A 12,267-nucleotide genomic window follows, 5' to 3' on the forward strand; every position below is an offset into this window, starting at 1 on the left:
CGACCTTGCGTTCCATGACCTCATCTTTCGACGCGCCGCGATCCGTTGCGCAGCCCGTCTTCGTCCTCGAACCCGGCAAGCCGATACCGGCCGACCTGCGCGGCCGCGTGCTGGCGCTCGGCAATTTCGACGGTGTCCATCGCGGCCATGCCGAGCTCGCGCGCGTCGCCGGCGAGATGGCGGCGGAGCAGGGGACCAGCGCCGCGGCGCTGACCTTCGAGCCGCATCCGCGCACCGTGTTCCGGCCGGATCAGCCCGTCTTCCGGCTGACGCCTGAGCCGATCAAGGTCGCGCTCCTCGCCGGCCTTGGGCTCTCGCCCAGCTTCATCATCCCCTTCGATCGCGCAATCGCCGGCATCCCGGCGGAAGCTTTCGTCGATGAACTGCTGCTCGGCCAGCTCGGCGCTGCCGGTCTCGTTTGCGGCTACGACTTCCATTTCGGCAAGGGCCGCACCGGCTCGCCCGAAATGCTGCAGGCGCGCGCCGGCCATGCCGGTATTCCCGTCGCTGTCGTCCCGCCTTTCGCCTTCCAGGGTGAGCCGGTTTCCTCGACCCTCGTACGCGCTGCGCTCGAAACCGGCGATATTGGCCATGCCGCGGCTCTGCTCGGCCGGCCCTGGTTCGTGCGCGGCGAGGTCGCCCATGGCGACAAGCGCGGCCGCGATCTCGGCTATCCCACCGCAAATATGCATCTGTCCCGCGAGTGTCGCCTGCGCTTCGGCATCTATGCGGTCCGGATGAAGATCGACGGTGTCTGGCGCGATGGCGTCGCCAGCTTCGGCAGTCGCCCGACTTTCGACGACGGCGCGCCCCGGCTCGAAACCTTCGTCTTCGGCTTTTCCGGCGATCTCTATGGCAAGACCGTCGATGTCGCCTTCGTCGCCTTTCTGCGCGGTGAGGCGAAGTTCGATACGCTCGAGGCACTGATCGTGCAGATGGATGCCGACAGCGCGAGCGCGCGCGACATCCTGGCGAAAACGCCGGCCTTCCTTCCCTGACGAGGCTTTGCTAGAAGCCGCTGATGTCCGCTCCGCACCTTGTTCTGCTTCGGCGAATTACCGGCCCGGCTGCCGCCCTGCGCTGATGCGCGGGCGTTTGCGCAGGCCGGGACGACGATCGCTTCCTCGTGACATTCCAGGATGGGCGCGCCGCGTGCCGAGCCGCCATCCGCACCGAGCCGGATCATGACCGACAAGACCGCCGAAAAGCCCGAAACGACCGACTATTCGCAGACGCTGTTCCTGCCGCAGACGGAGTTCCCGATGCGCGCCGGGCTGCCGCAGCGCGAGCCCGAGCTGCTCGCCCGCTGGGCCAAGATGGACCTCTACCGCAAGCTGCGCGAGGCCGGCAAAGGCCGCGACCGCTTCGTGCTGCATGACGGCCCGCCTTATGCGAACGGCAACATCCATATCGGCCATGCGCTGAACAAGGTGCTGAAGGATCTGGTGACGCGCTCGCAGCAGATGCTCGGCTACGACTCGAACTATGTGCCGGGCTGGGACTGCCACGGCCTGCCGATCGAGTGGAAGATCGAGGAACAGTACCGCGCCAAGGGCCTGAACAAGGACGATGTCCCGGTCGTCGAGTTCCGCAAGGAATGCCGCGTCTTCGCCGAGAAATGGGTCGATATCCAGCGCAACGAGTTCAAGCGCCTCGGCGTCGAGGGCGACTGGGACGATCCCTACCTGACCATGGCCTATGGCGCCGAGGCGCAGATCGCCCGCGAGATCATGAAGTTCGCGCAGAACGGCCAGCTCTATCGCGGCTCCAAGCCGGTGATGTGGTCGGTGGTCGAGAAGACCGCGCTCGCCGAGGCCGAGGTCGAATACGAGGAGCATACGAGCGACACGATCTTCGCCGCGTTTCCGGTGCTCGGTTCCGGCACGCTCGCCGGCGCGGCGGTACTGATCTGGACGACGACGCCCTGGACGATCCCGGGCAACCGCGCGATCTCGTTCCACAACAAGATCGCCTACGGCCTCTACCGGATCACGGCTGCTCCGGAAGGCAACTGGGCCAAGGTCGGGGCGAGCTATGTGCTGGCCAAGAACCTCGCCGAGTCGGTGTTCAAGGCCGCCAAGGTCGAGGCGTATGAGCTGGTGCGCGATGTTGCTGCGAGCGATCTCGCCGGCCTCGCCAGCGCCCATCCGCTGCGCGGCCACGGCTACGAGTTCGACGTGCCCCTGCTCGACGGCGACCATGTCACCGACGATGCCGGTACCGGTTTCGTCCACACCGCGCCGGGCCATGGCCGCGAGGACTTCGACGTCTGGACGGCCAATGGCCGCATGCTGGCCGAGCGCGGCATCGAGACACGCATCCCCTACACCGTCGACGCCGATGGCCGCTTCACCAAGGAGGCTCCGGGCTTCGAGGGCGCACAGGTCATCACCGACAAGGGCGAGAAGGGCAACGCCAACGAGGTCGTGATCAAGGCACTGGCTGCCTCGGGCAATCTCGTCGCGCGCGGCCGCCTCAAGCACCAATACCCGCATTCATGGCGCTCGAAGAAGCCGGTGATCTTCCGCAACACGCCGCAATGGTTCATCGCCATGGACAAGCCCTATGGCGAGGCGGGCGCCCCCGACCTGGAGGCCCCCGCGCCGACAGCCGGCGGCAATGCCGACACGCTGCGCAATCGGGCGCTGAGCGCGATCAAGCAGACGCAGTGGGTTCCCGCCGCCGGCGAGAACCGCATCAACGGAATGATCGCCAACCGGCCGGACTGGGTGGTCTCGCGCCAGCGCGCCTGGGGCGTGCCGATCACCGTCTTCGTCGAGAAGGAGAGCAAGGAGATCCTGCTCGACCCGAAGGTCAACGCCGCGATCGCCGAAGCCTTCGAGCAGGAGGGCGCCGACGCCTGGTTCACCGACACCGACGGCGCTCGTTTCCTCAAGCCCCATGGCTATGACCCAGCCAAGTACGAGCGTGTCACCGACGTGCTCGATGTCTGGTTCGATTCCGGCTCGACCCACGCCTTCACGCTGGAGAAGCGCGCCGATCTCAAGACCCATCGCGTCGTCGATGGCGGCCGCGACAAGGTGATGTATCTGGAAGGCTCGGACCAGCATCGCGGCTGGTTCCATTCGAGCCTGCTGGAGAGCTGCGGCACGCGTGGCCGCGCGCCCTTCGACGTGGTGCTGACCCACGGCTTCTGCCTCGACGAGAAGGGCGAGAAGATGTCGAAGTCGAAGGGCAACGTCACCGCCCCGCAGGACATCATCAAGGACAGCGGCGCCGACATTCTGCGCCTCTGGGTGGCGGCTGCCGACTATTCCGACGATCTGCGCATCGGCAAGGAGATCCTCAAGACCTTCGTCGAGACCTATCGCAAGCTGCGCAACACCATGCGCTGGATGCTCGGCACGCTCGCCCATTTCGACGAGGCGATCCGCATCTCCGAGCCGGCCTCGATGCCGGAGCTGGAGCGGCTGATGCTGCATCGCCTCGCCGAGCTCGGCCCGCAGGTCGAGGAAGCCTACCGGACCTATGACTACAAGAAGGTCGTGACCCTGCTCTCGCAGTTCATGAACACCGAGCTCTCGGCCTTCTATTTCGACGTCCGCAAGGACGCGCTCTACTGCGATCCGCGCTCCAGCCATGTCCGCAAGAGCGCGCTGACCGTGGTTGATCATCTCTTCCGCTGCCTGACGACCTGGCTCGCGCCGATCCTGGTCTTCACCGCGGAAGAAGCCTGGCTCGAACGCTATCCGGACGCCAGGACCGGCGAGGCTTCCGTCCATCTCGAGCTCTTCGCCAAGGCGGATGAGGCCTGGCTCGCCCCCGAGCTGGCCGAGCGCTGGGCCAAGGTTCGCCGCGTGCGCCGCGTCGTCACCGGCGCGCTCGAGCTGGAGCGCGCCGGCAAGCGCATCGGCTCCTCGCTCGAGGCTGCGTCGATCGTCCACATCGCCGATCCTGATCTGCGCGCGGCACTAAGCGGGCTCGACCTTGCCGAGATCTGCATCACCTCCGGTGCGAAGATCGCGGACGGGGAGGGGCCGGCCGATGCCTTCCGCCTGCCGGACGTGCCTGGCGTCGCGGTCGTGCCGACACGGGCCTCGGGCATCAAATGCGCCCGCTCCTGGAAGTATTTCGATCCGGCCACGGCCGAGCCGGGTTTCCCCGAGGTGACGCCGCGCGACGCCAAGGCGCTGCGCGAGCTCGGGCGCGCGGCATGAAGACCGAGATGACGCCGGCGCGTCGCCTCGGCGTCTGGATCGTCGCGCTGACTTTCGTGCTCGACCAGGCGCTGAAGCTCTGGCTGCTCTTCGGCGCACGCCTTGCCGAGGAGGGGCCGTTCCAGCTCGCCTCCTTCCTGGAGATCGTGCTCGCCTGGAACCGCGGCATCTCCTACGGCCTGTTCCAGCAATCGACCGATATCGGCCGCTGGGCGCTCGTGGTGCTCTCCATCGTCGCGGCGATCTGGCTCTGGCGCTGGATGTGGCGGACAGGGGATCGGCTGACGGTGGTGAGCCTGGCGCTCATTATCGGTGGCGCACTCGGCAATGGGCTCGATCGCATCGTCTACGGCGCAGTCGTCGACTTCGTGCATTTTCATGTCGGCAGCTTCAGCTGGTACATCTTCAACATCGCCGACGCGGCGATCGTCTTCGGCGTGCTCGGACTGCTCTACGAGTCGCTGCGGCCGGGAGCGGACCGTTCGAAATCCGCCTGAACAGCGCTGTGGCCGCCTGCAAACCGGCTGGCCACAGGCCATTTACGTCATTCCGGCAAAAGGGCTCCCGATTTTGCCGGATATGGGTTAAAAGGCCCGCCATGCTTTTGCCGCGCCGCTGCTCCATGACAGCGACCGACATTCCTACGGAGAGGTGAGATGGCTTATCGGATCCGCGCTTCGCGCATGCTGCTCGCGGGCGGCCTGTTGCTGGCGACGACCCCTGCTTTCGCCCAGGAAGGCATGCTCTTCAAGAACCTGGTGAATGGGCTCGGCCTGTTCGGCACCGACAAGGCGGACATCGAGTATAAGCAGCGCGCGCCGCTGGTCGTGCCGCCGTCCTCGTCCCTGCCCAAGCCGCAGGAGGCTGCCGCGAACCGTAGCGCCGCCTGGCCGGATGATCCGGACGTTGCCCGCCGCAAGGCCGAGCGCGACAGTTCCAACATCCTGTTCTCGAACACTGAATCCTATCGCGCCAACACCAGGCCGCTGCTGTCGCAGGAAGAGCTTCGGCGCGGGCGCGTCACCGGTCGTACGAACGGACCAGAAGGTATCGTTCCGGATCACAACACCGGCAACAACCAGATCGCACCGATCCGTATCGGCCGCGAGATGGCGGCCCGCCAGGCCCAGACCGATACCTCCAACCTCGAATACGGCACCGAACCCTCGCGCCGCTATCTGCACGAGCCGCCGACCGGCTATCGTCGCCCTGCCGGCACGGCAGCTCTCGGTCCGGGCGCCTCCGGCCCACGCGAGGACAAGCAGGCGGTCGGCCAGCGCGAATTCCTCACCGGCCAGAAGGTCTACGAGTAGGCTCAAGCCATCGTTCCGCGCCGCGTTGGTTTTCCGGCGCAGCCGACCTATCTATGAACGAGCCTTTTCCCGGCTCGGGTCCTTGCGGGCCCGGGCCGGATTGCTATCAAGCCGCCATTCGCGCAGGAGCCTCATCCGATCATGACGGTCCATACCCCGCCCGGCCAGGTTCCGTCCGGCAACGCGGCCAGCCCGATCGAATCCTTCCGCCTCGCCAACGGGCTCGAGATCGTCGTCGCACCAGACCATCGCGCGCCCGTCGTCACCCATATGGTCTGGTATCGCAACGGCTCCGGCGATGATCCGGCCAGCAAATCGGGCATCGCCCATTTCCTCGAGCACCTGATGTTCAAGGGCACGGCAAAATGGCCGGCGGGCGAATTCTCGAAGATCGTCGCGGGCTATGGCGGCCAGGAGAACGCCTTCACCTCCTATGACTACACCGCCTATTTCCAGCGCGTGCCCAAGGAACATCTGCGCGCGATGATGGATTACGAGGCCGACCGGATGACCGGCCTCGCCTTCGACGAGAGTGTGGTCGCGCCCGAGCGCGATGTCGTCTTGGAAGAGCGGCGCATGCGCGTCGATGCCGACCCCGCCGCCCAGCTCGGCGAGGAGTTCTCCAGCGCGCTCTATGTCCACCACCCCTATGGTACGCCGGTCATCGGCTGGGAGCACGAGATCGAGGAACTCTCCCGCGACGACGCCTTCGCCTATTACCAGCGCTTCTATACGCCGGAGAACGCCATCCTGGTGGTTGCCGGCGATGTCGAGCCGGCGCAGGTGCTGGCCCTGGCACAGGAAACCTATGGCGTAATCCCGGCCCGCGGCGAGGCCCCGCGCCGCAAGCGCCCGGCCGAGCCGGAGCCGCGTGCGGCCCGGCGTGTCGTGCTCAACGACCCGCGCGTGCAGCAGCCCTCGCTGCGCCGGGCCTGGCTGGCGCCGACTTATGTTTCGGCTGAGCGCGACGAGGCCTTCGCGCTCGAGCTCGCGGCCGAGATCCTCGGCGGTGGCACGACCTCGCGGCTCTATCGCAAGCTTTGCGTCGAGCAGGAGCTTGCCGCCGGCGCCGGCGCCTATTTCATGGGCTCGATGGTCGATCGCTCGACCTTCCAGCTCTCGGTCAGCCCGCGCCCGGGCGTCGAGATGACGGCGCTCGAAGCCGGGCTGGACGTCGCGCTCGCCGCCTTCATCGCGGAAGGGCCGACCGAGCTCGAGCTCACCCGCGCCCGCACCCGCCTCGTCGCCGAGACGGTCTTCGCTCGGGACAGCCAGTCCTCGCTCGCCCGCATCTTCGGCGCCTCGCTCGCCGTCGGCGAGACGGTCGAGGACGTGCTGCTCTGGCCGCAGCGCGTCGAGGCGGTGACGCGCGAGCAGGTCACCGAGGCGGTCAGGCGCTATCTCAAGCCCGACCGCTCGGTCACCGGCCTGCTGCTGCCGGCCGCTGCCTGACGCTTCGACCAAGCCATTACGGGCAGCGCAGAGCTGCCATCGAGGATTGCTGATGACCGTTTCGCTTGCCCCCGCCGTCGCCTCTCCCGGCCCCTCGCTCACCGTCCAGCGCGTCACCGCTGCCTGCGGCGTCGAGGCCTGGCTGGTCGAGGAGCACAGCCTGCCGCTGCTCGCGCTCGACTTCGCCTTCGACGGTGGCGCCAATCGCGACCCGGCCGATGCTGCCGGCAGCGCCAATCTGGTCTCAGGCCTGCTCGACGAGGGCGCCGGTGATCTCGACGCCGAGGCGTTCCAGGGCCGCCTCGCAGACCACGCGATCAACCTCTCCTTCGACGCCCGCCGCGATGATTTCCACGGCCAGCTCCAGACCCTGTCGCAGCATCGCGAGGTCGCCTTCGAGTTGCTCGGCCTCGCCCTCAACGCGCCGCGCTTCGACGCTGAGGCGGTGGCGCGCGTCAAGGCGCAGGTGATCGCCGGACTGCAGCGCCAGGCGCAGAATCCCGACGTGATCTGCCGCAACGCGCTCTTCGCCGCGGCCTTCCCCGGCCATGCCTATGGCCGGCCCGAGCGCGGCGACGTCGCCAGCGTCGGCTCCCTGCAGCCGGCGGGGCTGAAGGCGTTGACGCGCGACCTCTTCACCCGTGGCGGGCTGAAGGTCGTTGCGGTCGGCGCCATCACCGCGGCCGAGCTGGCGGTGCGGCTCGACGCCCTGTTCGGGGGGCTGCCGGCCGGCACGCCACGCGCCCAGCCAGCTGCTCCGCTGCCGATCGGCGATCTCGGGCAGACGCATGTGCTCGATCTCGATGTGCCGCAGACCGTGCTGCGTTTCGTTGGTCCCGGCGTAATGTGGAACGATCCCGACTTCATCACCGCGACCGTTCTGAACCATATCCTCGGCGGCTCGGCCTTCACCTCGCGCTTGTTCATGGAAGTCCGCGAGAAGCGCGGTCTCGCCTATGGCGTGTCGTCCAGCCTGATGCCGCTGCGCCAGACCGGCTTCCTCGTCGGCGGCACCTCGACCCGCAATGACCGCGTTGCCGAATCGATGAGCGTGATCCGCGCGGAGATCGCCAAGCTCGTGAGCGAAGGGCCGAGCGAGCATGAGGTCGAGGAGGCCAAGCGCTATCTGATCGGCTCCTATTCGCTGCGCTTCGACACCTCGCCGAAGATCGCCGGCGAACTGCTCGGCCTCGCGATCCGCGGCGAGCAGCCGGACTTCGTCGAGACGCGCAACCAGCGCTTCGCCGCGGTGACCCTGGCCGATGTCCGGCGCGTCGCGCAGCGCCTGTTCGGCGAGGGCAAGCTGCTCGTCCAGGCGGTCGGCCGGCCGGTCGGGCTGGTCTGAGGCGGCCGTACCACCGCCATGACCGTCCGCCGTCTCGATCCCGTCCTGGTCGACCGCATCGCCGCCGGCGAGGTCATCGAGCGGCCGGCTGCGGCGGTGAAGGAGCTGGTCGAGAACGCGATCGACGCCGGTGCCACCAGCATTGCTGTTACCATCAAGGCTGGCGGGCGCGAGCTGATCCGTGTCGTCGATGACGGCAGCGGCATGAGCCCGGACGACCTCGCGCTCTGCGTCGAGCGCCACGCCACCTCCAAGCTCCCCGATGGCGACCTTTTCGCCATCCGCTCGCTCGGTTTCCGGGGCGAGGCGCTCCCGTCGATCGGTTCGGTAGCGCGCTTGTCTATTACCACCCGCCCGCGCGACGCGGCGCAGGGCTCGGCGCTCGTGGTTGAGGCTGGAGCCAAGGGGCCAATGCGGCCCGCAGCAGCCGCGTCCGGAACCCGCATCGAGGTCAGCGACCTCTTCATCTTCACGCCCGCCCGCCTCAAATTCCTGAAGAGCGACCGGGCCGAGGCGCAGGCCGTCTCCGACATGCTGCGGCGGCTGGCGATCGCCCATCCGGAGGTCCGCTTCTCGCTCGAAGGCGAGTATGCTGGCGCCTTCGACTGGCCGGCCGAACCGATCGGCGCCGAGGGCCGCTTGCGCCGCCTCGGCCGCGCGCTCGGGCGCGACTTCCCGGAGAATGCCCTGCCGGTCGAGACCGAGCGCGAGGGCGTCCGGCTCTCCGGCTTCGCCGGCCTGCCGACCTTCCATCGCGGTACCTCGGCCGGCGTGCACATGGCGGTCAATGGCCGGCCGGTGCGTGACAAGCTGCTGCTTTCGGCCGTGCGCGGCGCCTATGCCGACGTCGTGCCCTCCGACCGGCATCCGGTGCTCTATCTCGACGTGCTCTGCGATCCCGCCGTCGTCGACGTCAACGTCCACCCGGCCAAGAGCGAGGTCCGCTTCCGCGATCCGGCGCTGGTGCGCGGCCTCGTGGTCTCGAGCCTCAAGGCCGCGCTTGCCGGCGCCGGCCATCGCGCCACCACCACCGGCGGCGCGCGCACGCTCGACGCCTTCCGTGCGGTCTTTTCAGGCGGTGGCTTCGGTGGCGGGCCGGCCACGATCCAGCGCCCGCACTTCGGCAGCGTCGCCGACTGGCGCATGCGGGAGGCGGCTGCCCAGCCGATGCAGGCCGGCTTCGCCGATCTCGCCATGCCTTCTGCCGATGCCCGCGCCCATCTCGCCGAGCCGCCGCAGGATGCGCTCGACCGGCCGCTTGGCGCGGCCCGCGCCCAGGTCCACGGCACCTATATCGTCGCCCAGACCCGCGACGGCATGGTGATCGTCGACCAGCACGCCGCCCATGAACGGCTGGTCTATGAGCGCCTCAAGGCCGAGCGGGCCAGGGCCGGCATCATCAGCCAGCCCTTGCTGCTGCCCGAGGTGGTCGAGCTCGATCCCGTCGATGCCGACCGGCTGAACGCGGCGGCGGCCGATCTCGCCTCGCTCGGCCTCGTCATCGAGAGCTTCGGCCCCGGCGCCGTGCTGGTGCGCGAGGCGCCCTCCGCCATCGCCGGCGGCAACCTGCAGGGCATCGTCCGCGATGTCGCCGACGCGCTCGCCGAGCATGGCGACGCCGGCTCGCTGGAACGGCGGCTCGACCATGTGCTGGCGACCATGGCCTGCCACAACTCGGTCCGCGCCGGCCGGCGCCTGCGCCCCGAGGAGATGGACGCGCTGCTGCGCGAGATGGAAGCGACCCCGAATTCCGGCCAGTGCAATCACGGCCGGCCGACCTATGTCGAACTGAAGCTCAGCGATATCGAGAAGCTGTTCGGACGGCGGTGAGGTTTAACTCTCGAATGTTGTATCAATACGAAAATCGTTGAAAACGCGGTACGAAATCACGGGAGGCCACATACGTTCTTGATCCAAGCGACCTCCCTACATGGATATTCACGGTCGGTTGTTGAGGCTATTTGTCGAAAGGTCTATCAAAAGCGGAGGCTCGTAACGCCTCAATCGCTTCCTCTTTGGCCTCTGCCGCCCGTTCGATAACGGCATCACGCATGAGATCAGGGTCGCGTGAATCTTCGTTCAGGCCGCTGAATGCACCTTCAGTCTCAAGCTTTTTGGCCAAGCTTGGAAAATGACGCGCCTCTGGCCAATCCTTCTCGGAATCCCAGTAGCCAATGGCTTTGAGGTGCACGATAGGTGCACCTTCCTTGCTCATGCGCCACAGCATAGTGCTCAGAACTGTCTCCGGCTCGGTACCTTCGATTACCAGTCCCCGTTCGCGCAGCAAGTTCAGAAGCACTGTCCGCTGGATTGGAGCGCCATGAACTTCAATGAGTTCGCGAGTCACGCGCGCGACCTCTTCCTTTGTTGAATTATGGGTTGCCATACGCTTTCGAGGCGAAGGAGCAGGCAGCGGAATGTCATTCCTTATAGGGAACACCACGACAGGGGCCTTGGTGCCGACCGCAATCGCGGCATCGGCGAACTTATGCCAAGCTGCGACGAACGCATCGATTTCGGCCGCAGAGCGCTGCCATTCCTCGATTTGCTGTTGAGCCTGATTAATCTGCGCGGCTATCGCGTCGCGTTGACGAAGAGCGTTCTCTAGAGCTTTGTCGGACATTCATCGTTCCCCTGATGTTCGCGGAATTTATAGCACAAAAGAATCTGTTGGGGAATTCAGCCTCGCGGTGTGAATGGCTCTTGTGCTCATTCAGGACATCGGCAATAATTCATTGTCGGCCTGAAACGAGTACGGCCCGGACAGAGGCGATTGCACTCGCCAAAGCCGGGCCGATTTTAGGTGGCAGCCGGGGTGTAGTGGCACGACCGGATGCCGGAACGCGGGAGTGGGCTCCCAGAGTTCGCTACGGAAATATAGCCCCTCTCGCCTCTCGGCGCAACGTGCCTTCACTCTAGGAGGCACCGATGAGCATCATTGCTTGTCACTATGTGTCTGCTTACACGCGCATCCGCTTCGGGCGGCTTGAGCATGTTTGCGGGCACTGGCGCTGCTGCTGAGAGGCTTTCAGCGCCCTAGTCGGTAGAAGGCTTGCGATTGCGGTCTGATGCTGGCGTATCACGTCTTTGGCGTACTGGCCGTCGGGGGGTACATCTCCCGGCGGCTTTTTCGTCTTCGACCGCTCAATACTATCTTCGACCTCGGCGGGCTTCGTTGCGACAAAACGACTCAGTGCTTCGCCGAACGCCATATCGAGTTTGAGCGGCGGCTCCAGCTTGCGTTTCTCGTCCGTCGCGCGATCAATTCCTTGTAGCGAAGCCGACCTTCGACGCAGGCGAACAGGTCGTTCATGCGAGGTCCCATAGTCATGTCGCGACGACGGATACTAAGCGCTAAAATAGGGCCGAGGATAAGATCGCGCTCTATCACCGCCGATCAGCATGAGGCGCGCGTTTTCAGCTCGCCCGCAGAAACCTCACCTGCGTCTCGCCATAATCCCGCCGGTCGAGCTCATCGAACCCGTCCGGCAGCGCGATCTCAACGTCCGCTGCTTCCTCCAGCACCACCAGCGCATCCTTCGCCAGCCAGCCACCATCGCGGGCCGAGGCGAGCGCCTTCTCGCCCAGGCCCTTGCGATAGGGCGGGTCGCAGAAGACGAGGTCGAAGGGTGCCATCGCGCTGATCGGGCCGAGCTTCGTCGCGTCGCGGCGGAAGATGCGGCTATAGCCGGCAAGCCCCAGCGCCGTCTGGTTCTCGCGGATCAGCCCGCGCGCCTCGGCCCCGTCATCGACCAGCAGCGCGAAGGCGGCGCCGCGCGAGAGGGCCTCGAACGCCATCGCGCCGGTGCCGGCGAAGAGGTCGAGCACGCGCGCCCCGTCTGCCGCATCGCCATGGCCATGCGCCAGCACGTTGAACAGCGATTCCCGCAGGCGATCCGAGGTCGGCCGGATCGCGCCGATACCCGGCTTCGGGCTGGCGAGCGGCCGGCCGCCGAAGCGCCCTCCGACGATGCGCATC

General features: G+C 66.7%; 9 protein-coding genes. 7 read left to right on the forward strand and 2 right to left on the reverse strand.

Annotated elements, in window-relative coordinates:
- The first annotated feature begins 14 nt into the window (after positions 1 to 14).
- From QO058_RS22655 to mutL, 7 genes are all read left to right on the forward strand, one after another.
- Positions 15 to 998, forward strand: a complete 984-nt coding sequence (locus tag QO058_RS22655; protein ID WP_284168477.1) for a bifunctional riboflavin kinase/FAD synthetase — start codon at positions 15 to 17, stop codon at positions 996 to 998.
- Between the two features lie 186 nt (positions 999 to 1,184).
- Positions 1,185 to 4,178 (forward strand): isoleucine--tRNA ligase, encoded by a 2,994-nt coding sequence (ileS, locus tag QO058_RS22660; RefSeq protein ID WP_284168478.1) that lies wholly within the window; start codon positions 1,185 to 1,187, stop codon positions 4,176 to 4,178.
- Positions 4,179 to 4,186: 8 nt separating this feature from the next.
- Positions 4,187 to 4,675 carry a signal peptidase II gene (gene lspA / locus QO058_RS22665; protein ID WP_284172997.1) on the forward strand — a complete coding sequence of 163 codons (489 nt, stop codon included), beginning with the start codon at positions 4,187 to 4,189 and terminating at the stop codon, positions 4,673 to 4,675.
- 159 nt (positions 4,676 to 4,834) lie between these two features.
- Positions 4,835 to 5,491 (forward strand): hypothetical protein, encoded by a 657-nt coding sequence (locus QO058_RS22670; RefSeq protein ID WP_284168479.1) that lies wholly within the window; start codon positions 4,835 to 4,837, stop codon positions 5,489 to 5,491.
- A gap of 141 nt (positions 5,492 to 5,632) precedes the next feature.
- Entirely contained in the window at positions 5,633 to 6,943 is a 1,311-nt protein-coding gene (locus QO058_RS22675; protein WP_284168480.1) for a M16 family metallopeptidase, read from the forward strand.
- 52 nt (positions 6,944 to 6,995) lie between these two features.
- Positions 6,996 to 8,288, forward strand: coding sequence for a M16 family metallopeptidase (locus tag QO058_RS22680; RefSeq protein WP_284168481.1), 1,293 nt, complete (start codon positions 6,996 to 6,998; stop codon positions 8,286 to 8,288).
- 18 nt (positions 8,289 to 8,306) lie between these two features.
- The gene (gene mutL / locus QO058_RS22685; protein WP_284168482.1) at positions 8,307 to 10,118 is read left to right on the forward strand and encodes a DNA mismatch repair endonuclease MutL; all 1,812 of its coding nucleotides are present in this window, start codon (positions 8,307 to 8,309) and stop codon (positions 10,116 to 10,118) included.
- A gap of 127 nt (positions 10,119 to 10,245) precedes the next feature.
- Here mutL and QO058_RS22690 read toward each other — a convergent pair whose 3' ends face one another.
- Together QO058_RS22690 and rsmD are read right to left on the reverse strand one after the other, a co-directional pair.
- On the reverse strand, positions 10,246 to 10,911 hold the full coding sequence (locus QO058_RS22690; RefSeq protein ID WP_284168483.1) for a hypothetical protein: 666 nt from the start codon (positions 10,909 to 10,911) through the stop codon (positions 10,246 to 10,248).
- 794 nt (positions 10,912 to 11,705) lie between these two features.
- On the reverse strand, positions 11,706 to 12,266 hold the full coding sequence (gene rsmD, locus QO058_RS22695; RefSeq protein WP_284168484.1) for a 16S rRNA (guanine(966)-N(2))-methyltransferase RsmD: 561 nt from the start codon (positions 12,264 to 12,266) through the stop codon (positions 11,706 to 11,708).
- Position 12,267 lies beyond the last annotated feature (1 nt).

Source organism: Bosea vestrisii (assembly GCF_030144325.1).
GTDB lineage: Bacteria > Pseudomonadota > Alphaproteobacteria > Rhizobiales > Beijerinckiaceae > Allobosea > Allobosea vestrisii_A.

Coding starts and splice junctions, on each gene's coding strand:
- ileS (WP_284168478.1), top strand. CDS start 1,185: ATGACCGACAAGACCGCCGAAAAGCCCGAAACGACCGACTATTCGCAG.
- QO058_RS22675 (WP_284168480.1), top strand. CDS start 5,633: ATGACGGTCCATACCCCGCCCGGCCAGGTTCCGTCCGGCAACGCGGCC.
- QO058_RS22680 (WP_284168481.1), top strand. CDS start 6,996: ATGACCGTTTCGCTTGCCCCCGCCGTCGCCTCTCCCGGCCCCTCGCTC.
- mutL (WP_284168482.1), top strand. CDS start 8,307: ATGACCGTCCGCCGTCTCGATCCCGTCCTGGTCGACCGCATCGCCGCC.
- rsmD (WP_284168484.1), bottom strand. CDS start 12,266: ATGCGCATCGTCGGAGGGCGCTTCGGCGGCCGGCCGCTCGCCAGCCCG.
- lspA (WP_284172997.1), top strand. CDS start 4,187: ATGACGCCGGCGCGTCGCCTCGGCGTCTGGATCGTCGCGCTGACTTTC.
- QO058_RS22670 (WP_284168479.1), top strand. CDS start 4,835: ATGGCTTATCGGATCCGCGCTTCGCGCATGCTGCTCGCGGGCGGCCTG.
- QO058_RS22690 (WP_284168483.1), bottom strand. CDS start 10,911: ATGTCCGACAAAGCTCTAGAGAACGCTCTTCGTCAACGCGACGCGATA.
- QO058_RS22655 (WP_284168477.1), top strand. CDS start 15: ATGACCTCATCTTTCGACGCGCCGCGATCCGTTGCGCAGCCCGTCTTC.